Origin of the sequence: Pseudarthrobacter sp. lyk4-40-TYG-27, from assembly GCF_030209295.1 — a bacterium.
Classification (GTDB): Bacteria; Actinomycetota; Actinomycetes; order Actinomycetales; family Micrococcaceae; genus Arthrobacter.
Genome location: NZ_JARVSH010000004.1, coordinates 360,132 through 379,962 on the forward strand (window position 1 = coordinate 360,132; position 19,831 = coordinate 379,962).

At 69.3% G+C, this 19,831-nt stretch carries 27 protein-coding genes; 4 read left to right on the forward strand and 23 right to left on the reverse strand.

Features of this window, described 5'->3' with window-relative positions:
• Window positions 1-5 precede the first annotated feature (5 nt).
• The gene (locus QRM96_RS09355; RefSeq protein WP_285319385.1) at window positions 6-647 is read left to right on the forward strand and encodes a winged helix-turn-helix transcriptional regulator; all 642 of its coding nucleotides are present in this window, start codon (window positions 6-8) and stop codon (window positions 645-647) included.
• A gap of 81 nt (window positions 648-728) precedes the next feature.
• On the opposite strand, the gene QRM96_RS09360 is transcribed toward QRM96_RS09355, so the two are convergent.
• Window positions 729-1,145, reverse strand: a complete 417-nt coding sequence (locus QRM96_RS09360; RefSeq protein ID WP_285319386.1) for an MmcQ/YjbR family DNA-binding protein — start codon at window positions 1,143-1,145, stop codon at window positions 729-731.
• Between the two features lie 53 nt (window positions 1,146-1,198).
• Window positions 1,199-1,804 (reverse strand): flagellar export chaperone FlgN, encoded by a 606-nt coding sequence (flgN, locus tag QRM96_RS09365; RefSeq protein WP_350224064.1) that lies wholly within the window; start codon window positions 1,802-1,804, stop codon window positions 1,199-1,201.
• A gap of 82 nt (window positions 1,805-1,886) precedes the next feature.
• Between flgN and QRM96_RS09370 the strand changes: the two genes are divergently transcribed.
• A complete protein-coding gene (locus tag QRM96_RS09370) occupies window positions 1,887-2,681 on the forward strand; it encodes a sigma-70 family RNA polymerase sigma factor (RefSeq protein WP_109045322.1) in 795 nt (264 codons plus the stop codon).
• Between the two features lie 44 nt (window positions 2,682-2,725).
• Here QRM96_RS09370 and csrA read toward each other — a convergent pair whose 3' ends face one another.
• From csrA to QRM96_RS09445, 15 genes are all read right to left on the reverse strand, one after another.
• Window positions 2,726-2,959 (reverse strand): carbon storage regulator CsrA, encoded by a 234-nt coding sequence (csrA, locus tag QRM96_RS09375; protein ID WP_109045321.1) that lies wholly within the window; start codon window positions 2,957-2,959, stop codon window positions 2,726-2,728.
• A 4-nt stretch (window positions 2,960-2,963) separates the two neighbouring features.
• Complete coding sequence (locus QRM96_RS09380; protein WP_285319390.1) at window positions 2,964-4,001, reverse strand: hypothetical protein; 1,038 nt, start codon at window positions 3,999-4,001, stop codon at window positions 2,964-2,966.
• On the reverse strand, window positions 3,979-6,024 hold the full coding sequence (locus QRM96_RS09385; protein ID WP_285319392.1) for a flagellar biosynthesis protein FlhA: 2,046 nt from the start codon (window positions 6,022-6,024) through the stop codon (window positions 3,979-3,981). Before QRM96_RS09385 ends, QRM96_RS09380 begins: the two co-directional genes overlap by 23 nt.
• Window positions 6,025-6,067: 43 nt before the next feature.
• A complete protein-coding gene (locus QRM96_RS09390) occupies window positions 6,068-7,147 on the reverse strand; it encodes an EscU/YscU/HrcU family type III secretion system export apparatus switch protein (protein WP_285319393.1) in 1,080 nt (359 codons plus the stop codon).
• Window positions 7,148-7,906 carry a flagellar biosynthetic protein FliR gene (locus QRM96_RS09395; protein WP_285319394.1) on the reverse strand — a complete coding sequence of 253 codons (759 nt, stop codon included), beginning with the start codon at window positions 7,904-7,906 and terminating at the stop codon, window positions 7,148-7,150.
• Complete coding sequence (fliQ, locus tag QRM96_RS09400) at window positions 7,903-8,178, reverse strand: flagellar biosynthesis protein FliQ (protein ID WP_109045316.1); 276 nt, start codon at window positions 8,176-8,178, stop codon at window positions 7,903-7,905. The genes QRM96_RS09395 and fliQ overlap by 4 nt, the downstream gene beginning before the upstream one ends.
• Window positions 8,178-9,041 carry a flagellar type III secretion system pore protein FliP gene (fliP, locus tag QRM96_RS09405; RefSeq protein ID WP_502934883.1) on the reverse strand — a complete coding sequence of 288 codons (864 nt, stop codon included), beginning with the start codon at window positions 9,039-9,041 and terminating at the stop codon, window positions 8,178-8,180. The genes fliQ and fliP overlap by 1 nt, the downstream gene beginning before the upstream one ends.
• Window positions 9,038-9,568, reverse strand: a complete 531-nt coding sequence (fliO, locus tag QRM96_RS09410; RefSeq protein ID WP_285319395.1) for a flagellar biosynthetic protein FliO — start codon at window positions 9,566-9,568, stop codon at window positions 9,038-9,040. Before fliO ends, fliP begins: the two co-directional genes overlap by 4 nt.
• Window positions 9,569-10,303 (reverse strand): flagellar motor switch protein FliN, encoded by a 735-nt coding sequence (gene fliN, locus QRM96_RS09415; RefSeq protein ID WP_109045314.1) that lies wholly within the window; start codon window positions 10,301-10,303, stop codon window positions 9,569-9,571.
• Window positions 10,300-11,196, reverse strand: a complete 897-nt coding sequence (locus QRM96_RS09420) for a flagellar motor switch protein FliM (RefSeq protein ID WP_285319397.1) — start codon at window positions 11,194-11,196, stop codon at window positions 10,300-10,302. The genes fliN and QRM96_RS09420 overlap by 4 nt, the downstream gene beginning before the upstream one ends.
• 61 nt (window positions 11,197-11,257) lie before the next feature.
• Complete coding sequence (locus tag QRM96_RS09425) at window positions 11,258-12,061, reverse strand: OmpA/MotB family protein (RefSeq protein WP_109045312.1); 804 nt, start codon at window positions 12,059-12,061, stop codon at window positions 11,258-11,260.
• Window positions 12,058-12,876 carry a motility protein A gene (locus QRM96_RS09430; RefSeq protein WP_285319399.1) on the reverse strand — a complete coding sequence of 273 codons (819 nt, stop codon included), beginning with the start codon at window positions 12,874-12,876 and terminating at the stop codon, window positions 12,058-12,060. The genes QRM96_RS09425 and QRM96_RS09430 overlap by 4 nt, the downstream gene beginning before the upstream one ends.
• Before the next feature lie 3 nt (window positions 12,877-12,879).
• On the reverse strand, window positions 12,880-13,125 hold the full coding sequence (locus QRM96_RS09435) for a flagellar FlbD family protein (protein WP_109045310.1): 246 nt from the start codon (window positions 13,123-13,125) through the stop codon (window positions 12,880-12,882).
• A 518-nt stretch (window positions 13,126-13,643) separates the two neighbouring features.
• Window positions 13,644-13,883, reverse strand: a complete 240-nt coding sequence (locus QRM96_RS09440; protein WP_285319400.1) for a hypothetical protein — start codon at window positions 13,881-13,883, stop codon at window positions 13,644-13,646.
• A 182-nt stretch (window positions 13,884-14,065) separates the two neighbouring features.
• Window positions 14,066-14,629, reverse strand: a complete 564-nt coding sequence (locus QRM96_RS09445) for a TetR/AcrR family transcriptional regulator (protein WP_109045307.1) — start codon at window positions 14,627-14,629, stop codon at window positions 14,066-14,068.
• Window positions 14,630-14,700: 71 nt separating this feature from the next.
• Between QRM96_RS09445 and QRM96_RS09450 the strand changes: the two genes are divergently transcribed.
• On the forward strand, window positions 14,701-15,273 hold the full coding sequence (locus QRM96_RS09450; protein ID WP_285319402.1) for a dihydrofolate reductase family protein: 573 nt from the start codon (window positions 14,701-14,703) through the stop codon (window positions 15,271-15,273).
• Between the two features lie 44 nt (window positions 15,274-15,317).
• Here QRM96_RS09450 and QRM96_RS09455 read toward each other — a convergent pair whose 3' ends face one another.
• From QRM96_RS09455 to QRM96_RS09470, 4 genes are all read right to left on the reverse strand, one after another.
• Complete coding sequence (locus QRM96_RS09455) at window positions 15,318-15,695, reverse strand: fluoride efflux transporter FluC (protein WP_285319404.1); 378 nt, start codon at window positions 15,693-15,695, stop codon at window positions 15,318-15,320.
• Window positions 15,692-16,279: a fluoride efflux transporter FluC gene (locus tag QRM96_RS09460; protein ID WP_350224065.1), complete on the reverse strand. Its 588-nt coding sequence runs from the start codon at window positions 16,277-16,279 to the stop codon at window positions 15,692-15,694. Before QRM96_RS09460 ends, QRM96_RS09455 begins: the two co-directional genes overlap by 4 nt.
• Window positions 16,276-16,812: a universal stress protein gene (locus QRM96_RS09465; protein WP_109045304.1), complete on the reverse strand. Its 537-nt coding sequence runs from the start codon at window positions 16,810-16,812 to the stop codon at window positions 16,276-16,278. The genes QRM96_RS09460 and QRM96_RS09465 overlap by 4 nt, the downstream gene beginning before the upstream one ends.
• Window positions 16,813-16,935: 123 nt before the next feature.
• On the reverse strand, window positions 16,936-17,436 hold the full coding sequence (locus QRM96_RS09470; protein ID WP_109045303.1) for a DUF4188 domain-containing protein: 501 nt from the start codon (window positions 17,434-17,436) through the stop codon (window positions 16,936-16,938).
• 66 nt (window positions 17,437-17,502) lie between these two features.
• Between QRM96_RS09470 and QRM96_RS09475 the strand changes: the two genes are divergently transcribed.
• Complete coding sequence (locus tag QRM96_RS09475; RefSeq protein ID WP_240617747.1) at window positions 17,503-18,078, forward strand: TetR/AcrR family transcriptional regulator; 576 nt, start codon at window positions 17,503-17,505, stop codon at window positions 18,076-18,078.
• A gap of 90 nt (window positions 18,079-18,168) precedes the next feature.
• On the opposite strand, the gene QRM96_RS09480 is transcribed toward QRM96_RS09475, so the two are convergent.
• Window positions 18,169-19,341 carry a flagellar hook protein FlgE gene (locus QRM96_RS09480; protein ID WP_285319407.1) on the reverse strand — a complete coding sequence of 391 codons (1,173 nt, stop codon included), beginning with the start codon at window positions 19,339-19,341 and terminating at the stop codon, window positions 18,169-18,171.
• Window positions 19,342-19,391: 50 nt separating this feature from the next.
• Window positions 19,392-19,814 (reverse strand): flagellar hook assembly protein FlgD, encoded by a 423-nt coding sequence (locus tag QRM96_RS09485; RefSeq protein ID WP_285319409.1) that lies wholly within the window; start codon window positions 19,812-19,814, stop codon window positions 19,392-19,394.
• Window positions 19,815-19,831: the final 17 nt, after the last annotated feature.

Consider the following 19,831-nt stretch of genomic DNA (forward strand, 5'->3'; position numbering starts at 1 on the left):
GGTTCATGGCCGCACGCGACTACGGACAGTACTCGGGCATCACACGGGCCATGGAAATCGTCGGCGAACGGTGGGCCCTGCTGATCGTCCGCGACCTGCTCGTAGGGCCACGCCGCTACGGTGAGCTCGCCGAGGGCCTGCCACGGATCCCGAGCAATATCCTGGCCGCGCGGCTCAAGGAACTGCAGGCGGCCGGCGTGATCCGCCGTGCGCCACGCTCACGGGTCATCGTCTACGAACTCACGCCGTACGGACGGGAACTCGAACCGGTGGTTCTCGCGCTGGGCGCCTGGGGCTTCAAGGCCATGGGCGACCCACGCGGGGACCAGGTCATCAGCCCCGACTCGATGACCATGGACCTCCGAACGGCGTTTCGGCCGGACGTGGCGGCCGCCCTTCCTGCCACCGCCTACGCGGCCCACTTTGGGTCCGCCGACCTCCTGATCAGGGTCCAGGGGCCCAGCCTCGACGTCATTCGCGGTGATGGTGCGGCGGACCTCGCCTTTGCCGCCGGGCCGGACATCCGGCTGCTCATCTCCGGTGACATGGCACCGGACCGGGCGATCGAAAGCGGCGTGATCCGGGTGCTGAGCGGGCCCGGAGACCTCCTCCGCCGCTTTGCGGACACCTTCCACCTGGCGGCCTGACAGTGTGCGGCGGCTCCTTGTGGCCGACGCCCACCCAGCTAACGGGGCGTCATGGGGCACGTCGCGGGCCGGCGTCGTGCGTCAACGGCCGGCGAAGAACTCCTTGACCAGCCTTTTGGGTGCCCGGGCCGCCCAGGCTTCCACCAGGATCTCCGCCAGCTCTTCGCGTGACATCTCGCCAAGCCGGGACTCCTGCACCAGGACGGCGTTGTACCCGTTGAAGTGGGGCACGGTGAAGAACGGCAGCGACGGGTCCTCCACCAGGGCTGACTTCGCGGCATCGTCCGGGACCACGATGACCAGCAGGTCCTGGTACGGCTCGCCCGATTCCGGATTAATCGCCGTCTTGTGCGGGGCCCGGTACAGCACGAAGCCCCGGCCCTTGGGTCCGTGCGGCACTCTGTAGGTGGGACGGTCACCCCAGGAGGTCCCCAGCACAACCTCGGGAAGGCCCCTGCAGATGGCATCAATGTCGCCCGGTGTTGCCTTGCGCTCCATCGCCACAACGTAGCCCCGCGCCGTGACCGGCCGCAATGCCCTGCCCCGGGCTCTTACTCGGTGGCGCCCAGGAACTCAGCCACCAGCGGCTGCCCGCAATTTTCCACCACGGCCAGGGCGTGCGCCGCGTTGGCCTGCCGGGCCAGGATCGCCAGTTCCTCGGCCGGGTCGGGGGACGACGCGACCGCATCCAGGTCCCGGGCCACGCCCTCCAGCGCGGACTTCAGCGCCTCCCGGTTCGCCTCTATGGCGGACTGGATGTGCTGGAGCAGCAGGGCCATGTCGCGCCGGTGGTCCAGCAGGAGCTCGCCCCAGATGCCTTCGGGCGCCGCCGCGGCCAGGCGCTGAAGGTCCGGTTCGCCGGGAACGCCCCACTCAGCGGCGACCGCGGCGGCCTCGACATTGCGGGCGAGGGTCTCGAAGCGGAGCTTCTCCAGGACGGCTTCCAGGTCCGCGGATGTGAACGTTAACCATTGGGTTTTGCCCGTGCCCAGGTACAGGAGCTGCGTTTCCAAGCGGAAATTCAACAGCTCGAGTTGCCGTCTTTCGCGCCACAACGTCGCGGAAAGTCCATCTGCCCCCAATGGTTCCCCAATCACTATGGAGTTCTGCCGCCGCGGAGATGCGAAATCCGCGGCGTCTTTTGCATGACAGTACACGTAAGGGGCCGCTTTGAGGTGATAGTCTTCGCTCAGTGCTGCGCGGCAGCACCATCACTACAGTCTCGTGGGGGGACTTTTTTTGGATCGCGAACACCGCAACGAGCTGGTCCTCCAGCACCTCCCCTTAGTGGGTTATCTGGTTTCCGAGGTGTGCGCCAAAGCCTCCCATTTGTCGCGTGACGACCTCGCGTCGGTGGGGTCCATCGCGCTGATCACGTCCGCGGAGTCCTTCGATCCTGCCCTGGGCGTTCCCTTCGGAGCCTTCGCCCGCCGTCGTATCATCGGTGCCTTCGCGGACGAGATGCGCTCCCAGGACTGGGCCACACGCTCGGCCCGCAAACGCATCAAGGAAACCATGGCCGTGGAGGAAACCCTGCGCGGACTCCTGGGCCGGAACCCCACGGTGTCGGAGATGGCGTCATCCCTCGGAGTGGAGCGAAGCGTGGTGGAAGCCGCCCTGGCCGACGCCGCCCGGACCCTCACTCCGCTGGACGACGTCATTGTGGAAACGTTCGCTGCGGAGACGGCGTCCCCCGAACACGCAGTGCTGGCGGATGAACGCGTCAAGTACCTTCGCGCCGCCGTCACGGCGCTGCCCGCCAAGATGCGCTACGTGGTGGAAGAGATCTACCTCGCCGGCCGCACCGTCAAGGAGCTTGCCGCCGAACTCGGATCCACCCACGCCGCCGTCTCCCAGCAGCGTGCAGAAGCCATCCGGCTGATGCGCGACGGCCTGGCCGCGCACTACGCCGACGACCCCGGCACCACCCACGCGCCGGAGTCACGAATCAACGCCCGCCGCCGGAACGACTACATGGCCCAAATGGGCGCCGCCACCCACGGCGGCATCACGCGCCCGGTCCTCTCGGCGTAAGGCTTTCCGCCGCACGTGCCAGGGACCCAACCCCGGCGGAAGCGTCAGTCCGCGGGCGGGAGGAACGCCTTCAGGAGCTCTTCGGTTTCCGGGCCCGCCTGCGCTGCTGCGACGTTTGCTGCTGCGATGGCTTCCACCACCTCGCTGCGCTGGATGGTGACGCCGCGGGGGGCTTCGATCCCGATCCGCACGCCGTCGCCGCGCCCCTCCATGACGGTGATGACAATGTCATCCCCGATCATGATTTTCTCGCCCGGCTTGCGCGTCAGAACCAACATGTACTCAATCTACCTTTCTGCCGTCCAGCCAACCGACGGGCAGCCCCAAACCGTGCACTGTTCCCGGGGTCAGGGTGTCCTGCGAACCCACGACGGCGAGCGCGTCCACAGCGGTCAGGTTCCGCAGTGCCGTCAGCCAGGCAGCGGTATCGTCGGTTTTCCGGCGGGCGTCCGCCACCACCCAGGCCTGGTCAGCGCCGAGGCTTGCGATCACGGCTGCGTGGCCGGCGACGTCGCGCGGGCTGCCCAGCCCGAACGCCAGCAGCACCGCCTGCCCGGTGGCCACGGCCGAAGCGCGCGCCGCCGTCGCGCCCTGCCGGTCCGCCACGTGCAGGTGGCCGAACGCGGTCAGCTTGCCGCTGGTCCGGACATCGCAGCCCCCCGCGGCCAGGGACATCTCCAGGGCCGGGCCCAGGGCGTCGTCGCCAAGCCCCAGCAGCAGCACCAGGTCCCCGGCACCGGTGAGCGGTGCCGGAGCTTTCGGACGGGTCTTTGCCTGGCCAACGGCCTCACCCGGAGCACCTGCGGGAAGCGCCAGGGAAGGTTCGACGGCGGCAAGCGGCTTGCCGTAGTCGGCACCCAGCTGCGCCAACAGTCCGGCGAAGTCGGCCCGCGCCGTCGAAACCGGCACGGGCTCAATCGGCTCCGCGGCCTGCGCGGCAGCGGACGGGACGTGCGCAGAACCTGAAGCAGCGCCAAGCCCGCCACCCCGGCCGTGGAGCCGCAGCTCGCTCCGGTCCGCCTGCTCCAGCAGGGCGGCAATAGCGGGGCGCCGGAGTCCGGCGTGGGCGTCGGCAGCCGTCCCCGGTGCCGGCGTCGCGGTTGCCAAAGGCGCCTGCACAGACGTGTCAACGCCAGCGGAAGCAGCACCGTCCGGCACCTCCACCGTGGCCTCGAACCGGTCCTTGGCGAACAATCCGCCGAACCCGGGGTTGGTCACTTTCTCGGCCGCGACAATCCGGGCGCCGGCGCCGTACTGGGCCACGGCCTTGTCCCGGATGGCCTCCAGCGAGGACCCCTTAAGCCTGAATTGCTTCGGCATGCCGCACCACCCCCATCGTCTCGATGCCCACGTTCGCGGCTGTCACCTCGCGGTAGGACAAAACCTGCACGCCGCCGTCGGGCCCTGCCACCAGCCGCCGCACCGCCGGCCGCAGCGCCGGAGCGCACACCAGCACCGGCTGGCGACCGGCCGCCGCGGCGGATTCCATGGACTGCTTGACCGAGCCCAGCACGGCGTCGAGCCGGGCCTGGTTCATGACGATCTGCGTGCCGCCCTCCCCCGGGCGGAGGTCCTCCAGCATGGACTGCTCCAGCAGCGGATCGATCATGATCACGTGCAGCACTCCGCCGTCCAGGAACTTCGCGGCGAGCGCCGGGCCCAGCGACTGCCGGGCCGCCTCGATCAGCGCCTCGGGATCAGTGGAAGCTTTCGCCCGCAGCGCCAGGGCCTCGTAGATGCGCGGGAGGTCGTTGATGGCGACCTGTTCCTCCAGCAGGCCCTGCAGCACCCGCTGGATCTCCGCCAGGGACAGCAGCCCCGGGGTGAGTTCCTCCACGGCCGCCGGGCTCAGCTTCCGGACACCTTCGGTGAGCACCCGGACATCCTCCCGGGAGAGCAGCCGCGCCGCGTTGGCCGTGACGATCGAGGACAGGTGTGTCACCAGCACCGAGACGCGGTCGATCACGGTGGCGCCGGTCATTTCCGCGCTGTGCCGCATCTCGGACGGGATCCACTTCCCGGCCAGCCCGAACACGGGTTCCACGGTGGAGGCGCCGGGCAGGGCGTCCAGGAAGTCGCCCAGGGCAAGCATCCGCCCGGCCGGTGCGGTGCCGCGGCCGGCCTCCACCCCGGCGATCCGGATCACGTAGGTGGCCGGCGGCAGCTCCACGCTGTCCCGGGTGCGCACCGGCGGGATCACCAGCCCCAGGTCCATGGCGATCTTGTGCCGCAGGGAACGCACCCGGGCCAGCAGGTCATCCGAGGCGCCGGAGACGATGTCCACCAGGTCCGGGGCCAGCAGGATCTCCACCGGGTGGACCCGCATGTCCTCGAGCAGCCGCTCGTTCGGGTCCTCCTCCGGCAGCAGCGAGGCTTCCTCCGCCGCCGCCGCGTCGGCCCGGACCTTCTGGTCCGCGGCCAGCCGCCGCGAACCGAACAGCAGCAGCGCGGCCACCAGCAGGAACGGCAGGATGGGCATGCCCGGGATGAAAGCCATGGCGGCCGCGGCCAGCCCGGCGATCATCATGGCCGTGGGCGACTGCATCAGCTGGGAGGACGCGGTGCGGCCCATGTCCTCCTCGGCGTTGGACCGGGTGACGATCATGCCGGTGGACACGGCCATGAGCAGCGCGGGGATCTGCGTGACCAGGCCATCGCCCATGGTGAGCAGCCCGAAGGTGCCCAGCGCGTCCCCCACGTCCATGCCGCGCTGCAGCACCCCGATGGCAATGCCGCCGATGAAGTTGATGATGATAATGATGATGCCCGCGATCGCATCGCCCTTGACGAACTTGGACGCACCATCCATGGCGCCGTAGAAGTCCGCCTCCGCCGAGACGTCCGCGCGCCGGCTGCGGGCCTGCGCGTCCGTGATGAGGCCGGCGTTCAGGTCCGCGTCGATGGCCATCTGCTTGCCGGGCATGGCGTCCAGGGTGAACCTGGCACCCACCTCCGCCACGCGCTCGGCGCCCTTGGTGACCACCACGAACTGGATGACCACCAGGATCAGGAACACCACGGCGCCAATGATCATGGACCCGCCCACCGTGACATGGCCGAACGCCTCGATCACCTGTCCCGCGTACCCCTGCCCCAGCACCAGCCGGGTGGAGGCCACGTTGATGCCCAACCGGAACAGGGTGGCCACCAGCAGCAGCGAGGGGAACACCGAGAAGTCCAGCGGCTTCTTGACGAACATGCTGGTCAGCAGTACCAGGAGCGCCAGCAGGATGTTGCAGACAATCAGGACGTCCAGCAGCGGCGCCGGAACGGGGACCACGAGCAGCAGCACGATGCCCACGATCCCCACCGGAACGGCCAACGGGCCAAGCGGCTTCTTCATGCGGAGGTCCTTTCGCGACGGTCAGGTTCAAGCAGTGCGGCGGTCATGGAACCTCCGCCATCCGGTGCATCCCGCGGGCGGCGCCGCGGGCTTTGAGGGACATCACGAACGCCAGCACCCCGGCCACCGCCCGGTACAGCTCCACCGGGATCTCCTGGCCGAGCCCGCACGCCGAATGCAGCGCCCGGGCCAACGGGATGTCCTGCACCATGGGCACCTCCTTGGCCTCCGCCTCGGCCCTGATCCGGGCGGCGATGACCCCCGCCCCCTTGGCCACCACCCGCGGAGCCGACGTGCCGGCGTCGTACTTCAACGCCACGGCCACGTGCGTGGGGTTGACCAGCACCACGTCGGCGTCGGCGATGGCGGCGATCATGCGGTTCCGGCTCATGGCCAGCTGCCGGGAACGCCGGTGCGAGCGGACCAAGGGGTCGCCCTCCGTGTTCTTGTTCTCGTCCGTGACTTCCTTCTTGGACATCCGGGTCTTCTTGCGGTTGCGGCGCATCACCACCAGCACGTCCGCGGCGGCCAGTACCAGGCCCGCCGCCACGGCGAACTGCACCAGGGAGCCGATGCCGTCCGTGGCCGCGGCGATCACCCCGGACACCGGCAGCCCGCCGGCGGTGAGCAGCACCGGTATAAGGCGCTGGACCACGAAATAGAGGACGACGCCGACGACGGCCGCCTTCAGGAGCGCCTTCAGCCCACCCCACACGGCCTGCATCCCGAAGAGCCGCTTGAGCCCGCTGAGCAGGTTGAAATGGCCGAACTCGGGGCGGAACTTCTTGAAATGCACCCCGCCCTGCACGGCGGATCCGGCCAGCACCACCAGGAACACCACCAGCAGCAGGGGCCCCAGGATGCCGGCCAGCGCACCCAGCCCCAGTTCCAGGGCGTGCAGGGCCTTGCCGGGGTCCGGGCTTTCCATCACGGAACGGATGCTGAACACCTGGTCCACGGCGGCGTTGGCGGCCCGGTCGATGGTGGCCGGCAGCATCACGGCGCAGGCACCGACACCCAGCCAGGCGGTGAGGTCCTGCGAGCGGCTGAGCTGGCCCTTGGACCGGACCTCGCGCATCCGCTTGTCCGTGGCCTGCTCGGTGCGCTCCTGCGAGTCCGCCATTCAGCCCACCCCCATCAGCGAGTTGACGGCCTGCCCCGCCAGGACGGCCACAATCCGCGGCAGCCCCAGGAACAGGAAACCCGCCAGGGCCAGGGTGAGCAGGATCTTCAGCGGGAAACCCAGCGCGAACGCGTTCAGGGCCGGCGCCACGCGGGTCAGCAGGCCCAGGCCGACGTCGGCCAGCAGCAGGACCACCATCAGCGGCCCGGCGATCTGCACCGCGCACAGGAACATCCCGGTGACGGCCTGGACCATTGCCTGGACGGGGCGGGCGAGGTCGATTCCGCCGGCCAGGGGGAAGGCCGTGAAGCTGCCGGTGAGGCCGCCGATCACCAGCTGGTAGCCGTCCGAGGCGAACAGCAGGGCCAGCGCCGCCATCTGCAGGAGCCGGGTGAACTGGGCGCCGTTGACCATCATCTGGGGATCGAACGCCTGGGCCATCTGGAATCCGCTGGAGAGGTCGATCAGGCTGCCCGCGGACTGGACGGCGGCGAACACCAGGTACACCAGGAACCCCAGGGCCAGGCCGGTGGCCAGCTCCAGGACGATCGCGGTGAGGAACCCCGCCGTATCCAGGGGCACGTACCCGGCTGCCAGGCGCCCGGACACGGCAAGGCCCAGCCCGATGCCCAGCATGGCCTTGACCTGCGCCGGGATGGCCTGGTGCGCGAACGGCGGCGCCACCACCAGGAACGCGACCATCCGGACGGAGGCCAGCAGCATCACTTCCAGCCAGCCTTGGTCGATGGGGATGTTCACGCTCCCCCGATCAACCCGGGCAGCCGGGCGAAAAGCTCGTTGGTGAACGAGACCATCTCGGTGATCATCCAGTGCGCGCACACCACCAGGGCGATGGCCACGGCCACGGCCTTGGGCACGAAGGACAAGGTGGCTTCCTGCAGCTGGGTGATGGACTGCAGCAGCGAGATGGCCAGGCCCACCACCAGCGCGGTGACCAGCACGGGTGCGGAGAGCTTGGCCGCCACGATCATGGCCTGGAGGCAGATGTCCAGGACGGCGTTGGTATCCATCAGCCGTAGCTCTGGATCAGGGAGGTGATGACCAGTCCCCAGCCGTCCACCAGGATGAACAGCAGGATCTTGAACGGCAGCGAGATCATCACCGGCGGCAGCATCATCATGCCCATGGACATCAGGGCGGCGGAGACCACCAGGTCGATCACCAGGAACGGGATGAAGATGACGAACCCGATGATGAACGCCGCCCGCAGCTCGGAGATCATGAACGCCGGGATGAGGGTCTGCAGCGGCACCGACTCCGGGTTGGCCGGGTTGGCCATCTTGGCTGCCCGCGTCATCAGGGCGATGTCCTCCTGCCGGGTGTGGCCCAGCATGAACCGCTGCAGCGGCGCGGCACCGGCGGACACGGCCCCGCCGAAGTCGATGCTGCCGTTCAGGTACGGCTGCACCGCGGCGGTGTTGATGTCCTGGATCACCGGCCACATGATGAACAGGGACAGGAACAGGGCCAGCCCGGCAAGCACCTGGTTGGGCGGGATGGACGGCAGCGACAGGGCGTTCCGGGTCATGGCCAGCACCACGAAGATCTTGGTGAAGGACGTCATCATCAGCAGCAGCGCCGGCGCCACGGACAGCAGGGTGATGCCGATCAGGGTGACCACGGCGGTGGAGGGCTGGCCGTCCAGGCCGTTGATGTTGATGCTCACGTTGCCGTTGCCCGGTTCGGCGGGGGCCGCGGGCGGGGTGGGCGTGGGCACCGGGACGGGTGCGGCGTGCGCGGGGGTTCCGGCCAGGGCGGCGCCCAGCCAGAGGACGACGACGGCGAGCAGCACCGCTGCGGCGGCAGCCGCCAGCAGCCGGGTTGCCGTGGCGGCCTGGCGGGGCCGCGGGCGGGCGGCCGCGGTTCCGGTCAACTCCGGCGTCCGCGGAGCGCTTCGGCGGCCTGCCGCCAGGTGGAACCGGCCAGGAGGGAGCCGTGCAGCTTCGATGCCGGCACACCGGGACCGGACACCCTGGATCCGGGCAGGGCCGCGGGGCCCACGCGGCGGTGCAGCTCGGCCCGGCGGGGCATGCCCGCCGCCTCCTGGAACACGGCGGCGAAACTCTCCGACGGCGCCGCCGCCACCCGCCCGGGTGCCGGGAGCGCGGCCCGCTGCTCCGGCGTCGTGATGTCCACTGCTTCCACCGGGATCTCCCCGGCATGCAGGACGTTGATGCTGTGTTCGGTGACGCCGAGCAGGAAGCGCTTGTCCCCGGCGTCGATCACCACCACGGAGGCCTTCTGGCCCACGCTCTGGCGGCTGACCACGCTCAGGGTGCCGTTGGCGCGGCGGCGGCCGTGGCCTTTTGCCTTGCCCAGGCGGCGCTGCAGGTACCACATCAGGCCCAGCACCGCACCAAGGGCCACGAGCACGCGCAGCCCCAGGATGACTGAATCCATCTACCCCAGTCCCTCGGCGGTATCCAGGATGCGGGTGATGCGGACGGCGTAGTCCTGGTCCACCACCACCACTTCCCCGTGGGCGATCAGGCGGCCGTTGAGCAGGACGTCGGCGGGGGCACCGGCGGAGCGGTCCAGTTCAATGACCTTGCCCGGTTCCAGTGCCAAGGCGTCCCGGACGGACATCCTGGTGCGGCCGATCTCCACGGTCAGGGACATTTCCACGTTGCTGATCAGGCTGAGCCGGGCCGGAACGCCGGAATCCCGGCGGGAGCCGCGGCCGGCGTCATGGACGGTGCCGTGCTCGCGCACCCGCACCGCGAACCAGCCGGCCGGGCTGGTGCCGTCCGTCAGTTCGAACACCGCGGTTTCCGGGTCCGAGAGCAGCCCGGCGGCGTCCTCTTCCCTTAACTCCCCCAGCACGCCGGCGTCGAACACCGCGGCAGCCGCCTCCATGGCAGGGCGCAGGATGTCGACGGCGGACACCAGGCCCGGTGCCCCGCCGCCGGCAGCCGCTCCCGCACCGCCGGCCGCAGCCAGGAACGAACGGTCCGCCAGGACCAGGGCCAGGTCCGCCGTCACGGCGCCCACGAACGTGGCCGCGATGCCCTGCGGCGCGTACGCGGCGGCCGCCAGCGGCGGGACGATGCCGGAAACGGACAGCACCGCCGGATGCGGCAGGTGCAGGGCCAGTTGCTGCGCCGAGGATTCGTGCAGGTTCAAAGTGATGGTCATCGCTGGTTCTCCTCGGTGGTGACAATGACGGCGGCGGCACGGGAACCGTTCCGGGCCGGGGCCGCGGTGGCCAGCCGGGTGCCGTTGATGGTGACGTCGAACGGGCTGTTCTCGCGGTGCGGCAGGGGCAGGATGTCGCCCACGGCCAGGCCAAGGATCTGCCCGGGCGTCACCGGCGCGGACGCCAGCTGCACGGCCACGTCCACCGGCACCTGCGCCACCTGGGCACGGACCAGGGCGCCGGCGTCGGCCGCGGGAACCATCGGGTTGACCGCACCCAGGCCCGGGAGCAGCACGTCCGCCGGGATGGCAAGCGTGGCGGCGCTGTGGTTCTCGCCCACCTTGACGCTGAACGCGGCCACGATCATCAACTCGCCGGGCGCCGCCGCCTGGGCGAACTGGGAGTTGTACTGGACCACGTCCATGGCCAGCGGCGCGGACAGCAGGGAGCCCAGCGAATAGCGCAGGTCCTCCAGCCCGTCCTCCACCATGCGCCGCACCAGGGCGTGCTCGATCTGGGTGAACTTGCGTTCCGGGACCACCGGGTCCGTGGCGCCGCCCAGCATCCGGCTGATCCAGGACAGGGCGGCGGTGGCCGGGAACTGCAGGACCAGCCGGGAATCGCTGCCCTCGATCCGGCACAGGACCATGGCGGTGACGGCCGGCAGGGAGGCGGCGTATTCGTCGTAGCTCTGCATGCTCAGCTGGTCCAGGGTGGCGGAAGACTTCACCCGGACCTTCGCGGTGAGCTGGGTGCCCCACTGCCGGGCGAACGTTTCAAACGCCACTTCCAGGACCCGGCTGTGCTGCCGGGGCAAGGTGGTGGGCCTGCGGAAATCGTAGACGTCCACGGTCCGTTGCCGTGGCGCCTGCCGGTCCTCCAGTTCACTCACGGGTGGGACTATCGGCAGCGGTTCCCGGCGCGTAAGCGGGTTGGGCCGGTGTTCTTGTCCCTTACGGGGCAGGTTTCGCGGCCTCCACTTTGATGGCTTCGGGGATGAGCGCCCGGATGGCCTCCGCCTTGTCCGAGAGGACCACCACATCCACCCGGCGGTTCAGTTCCATGAGTTCCTCGGTGGAATCGTCGTTGACCTGGCGGGCGGACCCGAACGCCACCGCCCCGATCCTGCCCGGCGGCACTCCCCCGCGGTCCACCAGGTAGCGCAGCACGTTGACGGACCGTGCGGAGGACAGCTCCCAGGTGGACGGGAACGAGGTGATGCCGTTGGCGGCGTGGCCTTCCACCATGATCTCCAGGCCGGCCGGGGCCAGGGTGGGGCTGATGGTGTCCAGAACCTGGCTGGCGCGCGGCGTGAGCTCGGGCCGGTCCGGCAGGAAGAAGGCCTGCGAGCCCACCAGTTTCACGGTCAGGCCACGCTCGGTGACCTGGAACTGGACATTGGCGTCCAACTGGCCGGCCTTGAGGTCCGATTGCATTTTCTGCTGCAGGGCGGTGAGCCGGTCCACCTCTTTGATGGCCAGTTCCAGGGAGGAGAAGGCTTCGGCATCTTTGTTGATCTGCTCGGGCGGCACCACGGTTCCGCTGGCGGTGTCCACCGTCTGCGTGGCCACGGCGCCGAATCCGGTGGCCAGGGAGTTGCGGAGTTTGTCGAACTTGGCCTGGTCCACGGTGGACATGGCGAACAGGACGATGAACATGCACATGAGCACGGTGACCATGTCCATGTAGGACGCCATCCACCGTTCGTCCACGTGTTCTTCCTCCGGCTCGTGGCTCCGGCGGCGGCGCCTGCTCAAGCGGCCCGGCCCAGGTCCGAGAGCTCGCCGGCGGCCGGGGCGCCCTTGGTTTTGCCCTTGCCTTTGGCCTGCCCGGCCGGAACCATGGCGTTGAGCCGTTCGGCGAGCAGCAGCGGCTGGGTGCCGTTCTGCACCGCGAGCATGCCTTCCATCAGCAGGGTCATCCGCTCGATTTCCAGGTCCGAGAGGCGCTTGAGCCGGGAACTGAACGGCAGCCACAGGAAGTTCGCGGACACCAGGCCCCACAGGGTGGCCACGAACGCGGTGGCGATCATGGGGCCCAGGTGGTCCGGGGTGGAGAGGTTTTCCAGGACGTGGGTCAGCGACACCACCGTGCCGATGATGCCGATGGTGGGTGCGTACCCGCCCAGGCTGGCGAAAAACTTGCTGGAGATCCGGTCGCGGCGCTGCTTGGTGTCGATCTCGTCTTCCATGAGCATCCGCAGCTCTTCGGCGTCCGTGCCGTCGGCGATGTTTTGCAGGGCACGGGCCAGGAACGGGTCCTTGGCCTTGCCGGCCTCATCCTCCAGGGCCAGGAGGCCTTCCCCGCGGGCAGTCTCCGCGAACCCCACCAGCTGGTCGATGCTGTCCTGCGGTTTGGCCGGCTTGGCCACGAATGCCCGCGGCAGGTCCTTGAACGCCTGGAGGGTGTCCCGGAGGGTGTTTCCGGCCAGGCCCACCGCCAGGGTGGCACCAAACACCAGGACCATGGGCGCCGGCAGCAGGAGAGCCTCCACGCTGGCGCCTTCCAGGGTGACCATGGCAAAGACGGAGCCGAAGGCCAGCAGCAGCCCGATGATTGTTGCGGGATCCATGGGTTACTCCTCGGGCGTCCGGACAAGGCTGAGCGAATGCCCGGGGGCTGCGGGCAGGTCACGTGCCCGGCGGAGAACATAGGCCCGGTAGTTCGCAATCAGCTCCACAACCTCAGCCAGGCTTTCGCGCACAACGTACGTGGCGCCGTCGAGCGTGACCAGGTGTGTGTCCGGGCTCTCGTGGATCCGCTCGATCACATCCGGATTCACGGCAAAGCGGGTGCCGTTGAGGCGGGTGACAACGATCATGGGCCGTTTCTGCTCTGTTGGGTGGGCGTTCCCTCCCTACTGTCGGCCGCCCGGCCCGGGCCGTTAGGCAGGGGTGATCCCGGCGCCGAGACGCGCGGACACGCACCGAAGCCCGGCGCAGCTGGCGGCGGACACACCAGGTAAGCGCGAGGCCGAGGATGACGAGCGGGAGCATCTCGGGCGCCAGGGCAAACGTGCCGAAGAGGATCTCGAATGCTTCGAATCCAATCAGCGAGCCGGCGGCGAACCACACCCACCCGCCGAACAGCGTGGCTCCCAAGGCCACACGGCGGCAGGCCCGGCGGCACAGCAGCCACAGCAGCCCGAGGCGGCGGGAGGTTGCTGCCCGGTATCTCGGGGGCTGGTTGCGGAGGGCAGAGAACAACGTATTACGGGACATGGCGATGGGCTCCTTGTGGCGGCTGTCAGGGAAATGTCCTGAAGTCGCCCGGGAGGAGCGGCGCAGGCAGCACGCAGCCGCGGTCCTGCCATGTGCGGACTGAACCCGGCGGTGGGTCCTAGAGTGCTGCGGGGAGGCTCCCGGGGCGACGGCGGCGCGCGCCCGGAGCGCGGGGACCCGCCCCGCCGACGGGCACGGAGCAAACCAAAGACACGGAGAGCGAACCGCGCCGGACCTCCAGTCCCTGTGCCGCGGCGTGGCCGCGTCCGGCCAGGAGGGTGCGGAGCAGCGCATGCGAGGCGCAGGCCATGAGGCCTGTCAGGGCAACGACCAGGGCCACGAGGACGAGGGCGGTCACCGGGGGCACTCCTGCACTGAGCGTTGTGCGGATTGCGACGTCGGCGCAGACAAAGTGCTCCAACATGACCCACCCGAGCAACAACACCATGCATCCCCCAATCGGGCCCCACGGTAACACCGCCCGGCCGCCCGATCAACGCATGGCCAGGCGTTTGACCTGGCACAATGCGGGGCGACGGTTTATTTGAGGATCCGGTCCACCAGTTCGTCCACGACGGCGTCGAGGGAGAGTCCCGTGGTCAGCGGGACGGTGAGGTGGTCCAGCATGAGCCCGTCGATGGCGTAGTGGAACAGGGCCAGCTCTGTTCGGCCTCCGGGCAGTCCGGCCCGGTCATTGAATTTCACGTCGTCTTCGAAGGCGCGTTGCCGCCACTTGCCCAGCGAGTCGGCAACAGCCGGACGCCGGGCAGCTTCCAGCCGCAGCTCGAAAAGCGCGAGGGACACGTGGGGGTCGGCACCGAGCCGCCGCACAACGTCACGCAGGTACGCGGCGAACAGTGCCCTGTCCGGTTCCCGGCCCTGCCCCGGGTTGGCGGCCGGATCAGGAGTCAGCCGCTCTCCGATCCGGTCAACCAACGCGGCGATGAGGTCGTCCCGGGTGGGGAAGTAGTTGGAGGCAGTCCCCCGGGGCGCACCGGCCGCGGCGTCGACGGCCCGATGCGTGAGGCCGCGGGCGCCTTCCTCGGCGAGGACGCGGATGCCGGCGTCGGCAAGGGTGGAACGTCGTTCATCGTTTCGGGCCATACGGATCATGCTAGCCAAACCACGACGCCTGTTGTACTTTAACTACGACAGGTGTCGTGATTGGAGAAACCATGCGAGAACTCGGTTACTACGTTGCCGTGAGCATCGACGGATACATTGCCGACCCAACCGGCGGATTCGATGCCTTCCTTGCCGACGGCGACCACATGTCATTCGTGTTCGGCGATTACGCCGACGCCCTGCCCGCACACGTACACAGTGCACTCGGCACGGAGCCACCCGGAACACGGTTCGATACGGTGATCATGGGGTGGAACACCCTGGCCCCGGCACTCGACGCCGGAATCAGCAGCCCGTATCCGCATCTTCGGCAAATTGTGGCCAGCCGGAGCCCGCGCACGCTGGACCCCGCCATTACCGTGACCGCCGACCCATTGGCCGCCGTCGGAGCACTGAAACGGGAAGAGGGCCTGGACATCTGGCTGTGCGGGGGCGGCGCGCTGGCCGGCTCGCTCCTGCCGGAGATTGACCGGCTCGTGCTGAAGCGAAACCCCGTGGTGTTCGGGTCGGGCATTCCGCTGTTCGGCAACAAGCCCTTCGCTGCACAGTCGTTCGCCCTGACGGGGACCCGTTCGTTCAAGTCGGGCGTGGTGATCGAAGAGTACGGCGCGCACGGGAATTAAACCGCGGCAACAGGTGCCGCCTGGGGACGCGCCGGCCTGCCCGGCTAGAACAGGCTGCCGAGCGCAAGCCCGGCGGCAGCAGCGGCCACCGCGGCCACCGCGGTGCCGATGCCGTTGAGGAGGGCCAGCCCGGTACGGCGGGACTGGATGAGCCGGACGGTTTCGAAGCTTGCTGTGCTGAACGTGGTGTACCCGCCCAGGAAGCCGGTGCCGGCAATAGCCTGCAGCTCGACAGGGGCGGCATGGACGATCACGGCGCCGGCGAGCAAGCCAAGCAGGAACGAGCCCGTGACGTTGATGATGATGGTTCCCACCGGCAGGGCGGTGCGGGCCCTGGACCGTACCAAGCCGTCCACCACGAACCGGGTGGCTGCCCCGAGCCCGCCGGCGACGCCGACCAGGATAATGGTGGCGACGTTCACCGGTTCTCCTTCTTCAGAGCCTTCCGGCTGCCGGTTGCCCGTGCGTGGGGGCCCGCCGCCAGCCAAATTCCCGCCACGGTGGCAGCCGCGCCCGCCACCACGCTGACCGCCACGTAGAGCAGCGCGTCCGCGACGCGGCCGGCTCCGAACAGGGTGTTCGTTTCCAGCGCCAGGGTACTGTACGTGGTGAACGCGCCCAGGAACCCGGTGCCGACGAACAGCCGGATCAGCCGAAGCCGACCCGAGTCAGGGCCCCGCCGCACCAGGGCCTCCAGCAGGAGGCCGAGCAGGAAGGCGCCGGAAAGGTTGATGGCCAGGGTGGGAACCGGCCAGCCACCCGGTGCAGGCAGGATGCCCGCCAGTCCAAAACGGGCCAGCGCCCCCAGGATGCCGCCCGCAATGACGACCAGCAGGAACCCGGGATGCAGGTGCACCGGCCGGTGCGGGCGCGCCGTACCAAGCGTCCCCTGGTCCGCCGCAGCCTCCCGGCCGCCGGCCTCCGGACGCCCGGTCCCGTCGTCGTGCCCCCGCTTGTCCGCGTTGCCCGCCTGCGCCTGGGCGCCGGGGACAGGCGGTTCCATCATCGGCCCGCCTTGGGCTGGTGCTTGTGCGGCGACAGCGGGACCACCAGCACGGGCCGGTGCTGGCGGTGGGTGAGGTGCACCGCCACGGATCCCACCAGCATTTCCTCAAGCCGGGCCCCGAGTCCGCGCTCGCGGGTGCCCACCACGATGACGGACGCATCGGCGGATTCCGCCAGGCGTCCCAGCGCCCGGGCCGGGTCACCGGCAAGGGTCACGAAGGACCAGTCGATCCCGGAGCCGTCCAAGGCTGCGCGGAGGTCCGCGGCAATGGTGGCACCGATTCCTTCGATATCGTCATCCACCCCGTCGGGGTCGATCGGCCGGGCCTCCGCCCTGCCGTCCGGCTCCCCGGCAAGGTAGGTGGTGACGTCCACGTAGGCACAGACCAGCTTCACTCCGAGGCTGAACGCCAGCTCCGCGGCACGGTGCGCGACGGCAAGCGGCTGGCCGGGCACGACGCCCATCAGCACCGGCCCGCTGATCTGCCGCGGGACGTACGGCGCAGGGCTGGATGGTTTCGCTGCGTCAGTCATCTGTTCTCCTGTCAGATCCGGATTCTACTGCGCAGCCGGACCTCGGGAAGAAACGCGCGTCAATTGCCCCGCGGCGGGGGACGCCTGGCCCCAGCCCGGTTCGGCGTCGTCAAACCCCTGCGGTCAGGAACCGCCGGCGGGGCGGGCAGCCCGCCCCATCCGCTGCTTGGCGGTGTTGGTGCCTGCTCCGACCGGGACATGGTTCGTGGCCTTGGCGAGCCCGAAGAGCGGCATCCCGCTGTAGATGACCTCGATGCCGGCAGCGGGCACCTGATAGGTCTCATGCCAGACGCCGACGTCCCCGGTTCCGGCGAGCTCCTTCATGAAACGGCGCCAGGGTTCCAGATGGGGCGCATCCCTGTCCGCCGCAAACTTCCGCAGGTGCTCCGGACTTTCCCAGTAGCTGAGCATCATGGTGGTGCGCCCCACCCATTGCTGGTAACCGAGCATCCCCGCCGCCGGGTCATCTCCCAAATGCTGAAGCATCCGCCCCATGGCGGCACCGACCCTCCCCACGGTCCCCACCTTCCACCACCGGTTGGCCCGCATCCCGATCAGGAAAACCGTGACGGACTCCCGGCCCGGATCGGCTGTATAGCGGCCCGGAAATACCTTCTGCGACATGGGAACCCCTTCGGCACGGTGTTGTGTAACGCTGTTACAAAACAAGGTTATGAAACAATGGGGTCCATGGCAAGACCTGTTGTTCATAACGATTCCCTGAGGCAGGACCTGTTGGCCGTCACGGCTGAACTGGTGGACCGCACTGGTCCGGCGCGGGTGACGGTGCGGGACGTGGCCGCGGCCGCGGGGACCTCCACCACCGCCGTTTACTCTCTGTTTGGAGGGAAATCAGAGCTGCTCACCGCAGTCGTGGAGGACGGTTTCCGCTCGTTCGGCGAGTCGCAGGCGGCCGCAGCCGCCGGCGGCCTGCAGGGGCTTGGCACGGCGTACCGGGCCTGGGCCCTGGAGCACCAGGCACTCTACCGGCTGATGTTTGGCGGCGTGCTGGCCGCCTACGTCGAGTGCCGGCCAGACCCGGACGTTGCCCTCAATGCCATGCAGCCGCTGATGGACGCCGTCGCTTCTGCACAGTCCGCGGGGACCCTTCTGGAAGCGCCCGTGGAACTGGTCGCCGCCGCCATCTGGGGCCAGGTCCATGGCCTGGTCAGCCTGGAACTGGCACAAGTCGGCCCACCGGATGCCGACTGGGCCGCCGTCTACGCCGCCGCCCTGGACGCCGTTGCCCGCGGCTGGGCCGCCTGAAGCACAACTAAGCACCGCGCCGAAGCGTCGCCGCTGGGCCCAAGCATGGCTGCGCCGCGGGCGCCGCGGCCCGGCGTCGGATCCGGAGCGTCATCGCTTCAGGTTGGACAGTTCCTGGAGGACCTCATCCGAGGTGGTGATGATGCGAGCGTTGGCCTGGAACCCGCGCTGCGCCACGATCAGGTTGGTGAACTCCTGGGACAGGTCCACGTTGGACATTTCCAGGGACCCGGTGGCCAGGGTGCCCATCCCGGCGGCTCCCGGCGTTCCCACCTGGACCGCACCTGAATTTCCCGTCGCCACGAAGGAGGACCCGCCGGCCTTTTCCAGGCCGCCCGGGTTGGCGAACTTGGCCAGCGCCACCCGTGCCAGGACGGCCCGGCTGCCGTTGCTGAAGGACCCCACCACGGACCCGTCCGGGGCCAGGGTGTAGGACTGCAGGGTTCCGGCCTCGGCCCCGTTCTGCCCGGCGACGGTGAGCGTGCTCATCCCCGCGTACCCGGTGACGGTGCCCAGGGTCACGGTGATGCCGCCAACGGCCAGGGTGCCGCCCGTGACCAGGGCCCCGTTCTGGAACGTCAGGGCGGAGGCACCGGTGGCGCCGTTGGCGTCCTTCCCGGCCACGTCCCAGCCGCCCGCCGTCCGGCTAAAGGTCAGATCCAGGGTGCGGGAGGCGCCGTCGGCATCGAACACCTTGACCTGGCGTTCCAGCACGGTGCCCACCGCGGCGTCCGACGGGAGGTTTCCGTCCAGCAAAGCCGTGGTGGTGGCGATGGCGGGCGAGGTGGTGTTGGGCGAAACCACGATGGCGCCCAGCGCTCCGCCGGTGTTGACCACCCCGTTGACCGCGGTCCAGCCCTGCAGGATGCCGCCGTCCGGGCTGACCAGCCGGCCCGCGTTGTCCGGTTCGAAGGCGCCCGCGCGGGTGTAGAACGTCTGCGCACCCTTGCCGGTGACGAAGAAGCCGTCGCCCGAAATCATCAGGTCCGACGCCTTGCCGGTGGTCTGCGCCGAGCCCTGCCCGAAGTTGGTGCTGATGCCCGCCACCCGTACGCCCAGGCCGATCTGGGCCGGGTTGGTACCGGCGCCGCCGTCCTGTCCCGCGGCGGCAGGCTGCGTCATCTGCGAGAGCGTGTCCTGGAACTGGGTGGCGGAGGCCTTGAAGCCGGTGGTGTTCACGTTGGCGATGTTGTTGCCGGTGACGTCCAGCATGGTCTGGTGGGCGCGGAGTCCGGAGATGCCGGAGTACAGGGAACGCAGCATGGGTGGGCCTTTCGTCGGGTGGGGCGGGTGGGTAGGGCGGTGTCGTGGAGCTATTGCTTCGGGGCGGGGGCGCTGATCCCGGTGAGGGAATCGAGCGGGACTTTGGCGGCCCCCACGGTGACCAGCGGCACCCCGGTGGCGAAGGACACGGCGCTGGCCACGCCGCTGCCGGTGGTCCCGTCAGCCAGGGTGTAGCCCACCTCCGATCCCACGATCTGGGCCGCAGCGGTGCGCATCTGGAGCGAGAAGCTTTCCTTGGCGCCGCCGGAGAGCTCGGTCATTTTCTCCATCATGGACAGCTGCACGGACTGGGCCATCATCTGGTTGGTGTCCATGGGCGCGCCCGGGTCCTGGTACTTGAGCTGCGTGACCAGGAGTTTCATGAAGACGTCCGAATCCATGCTCTGGACGGGCTTGCGCGCGGACGCGCCTGTTTGGATGCCGGTGGTGGCGCCGACGGCTTCGACGGTCATGGGTGGCTCTCTTTCAT

What these genes read in the sequence shown, in the direction of transcription:
- QRM96_RS09355 (WP_285319385.1), top strand. Translation starts at nt 6, where the DNA reads ATGGCCGCACGCGACTACGGACAGTACTCGGGCATCACACGGGCCATG.
- QRM96_RS09360 (WP_285319386.1), bottom strand. Translation starts at nt 1,145, where the DNA reads ATGGAGCGCAAGGCAACACCGGGCGACATTGATGCCATCTGCAGGGGC.
- csrA (WP_109045321.1), bottom strand. Translation starts at nt 2,959, where the DNA reads ATGTTGGTTCTGACGCGCAAGCCGGGCGAGAAAATCATGATCGGGGAT.
- QRM96_RS09380 (WP_285319390.1), bottom strand. Translation starts at nt 4,001, where the DNA reads ATGCCGAAGCAATTCAGGCTTAAGGGGTCCTCGCTGGAGGCCATCCGG.
- QRM96_RS09385 (WP_285319392.1), bottom strand. Translation starts at nt 6,024, where the DNA reads ATGAAGAAGCCGCTTGGCCCGTTGGCCGTTCCGGTGGGGATCGTGGGC.
- QRM96_RS09390 (WP_285319393.1), bottom strand. Translation starts at nt 7,147, where the DNA reads ATGGCGGACTCGCAGGAGCGCACCGAGCAGGCCACGGACAAGCGGATG.
- fliQ (WP_109045316.1), bottom strand. Translation starts at nt 8,178, where the DNA reads ATGGATACCAACGCCGTCCTGGACATCTGCCTCCAGGCCATGATCGTG.
- fliO (WP_285319395.1), bottom strand. Translation starts at nt 9,568, where the DNA reads ATGGATTCAGTCATCCTGGGGCTGCGCGTGCTCGTGGCCCTTGGTGCG.
- fliN (WP_109045314.1), bottom strand. Translation starts at nt 10,303, where the DNA reads ATGACCATCACTTTGAACCTGCACGAATCCTCGGCGCAGCAACTGGCC.
- QRM96_RS09430 (WP_285319399.1), bottom strand. Translation starts at nt 12,876, where the DNA reads ATGGATCCCGCAACAATCATCGGGCTGCTGCTGGCCTTCGGCTCCGTC.
- QRM96_RS09435 (WP_109045310.1), bottom strand. Translation starts at nt 13,125, where the DNA reads ATGATCGTTGTCACCCGCCTCAACGGCACCCGCTTTGCCGTGAATCCG.
- QRM96_RS09445 (WP_109045307.1), bottom strand. Translation starts at nt 14,629, where the DNA reads ATGGCCCGAAACGATGAACGACGTTCCACCCTTGCCGACGCCGGCATC.
- QRM96_RS09450 (WP_285319402.1), top strand. Translation starts at nt 14,701, where the DNA reads ATGCGAGAACTCGGTTACTACGTTGCCGTGAGCATCGACGGATACATT.
- QRM96_RS09460 (WP_350224065.1), bottom strand. Translation starts at nt 16,279, where the DNA reads ATGATGGAACCGCCTGTCCCCGGCGCCCAGGCGCAGGCGGGCAACGCG.
- QRM96_RS09465 (WP_109045304.1), bottom strand. Translation starts at nt 16,812, where the DNA reads ATGACTGACGCAGCGAAACCATCCAGCCCTGCGCCGTACGTCCCGCGG.
- QRM96_RS09470 (WP_109045303.1), bottom strand. Translation starts at nt 17,436, where the DNA reads ATGTCGCAGAAGGTATTTCCGGGCCGCTATACAGCCGATCCGGGCCGG.
- QRM96_RS09475 (WP_240617747.1), top strand. Translation starts at nt 17,503, where the DNA reads ATGGCAAGACCTGTTGTTCATAACGATTCCCTGAGGCAGGACCTGTTG.
- QRM96_RS09480 (WP_285319407.1), bottom strand. Translation starts at nt 19,341, where the DNA reads ATGCTGCGTTCCCTGTACTCCGGCATCTCCGGACTCCGCGCCCACCAG.
- QRM96_RS09485 (WP_285319409.1), bottom strand. Translation starts at nt 19,814, where the DNA reads ATGACCGTCGAAGCCGTCGGCGCCACCACCGGCATCCAAACAGGCGCG.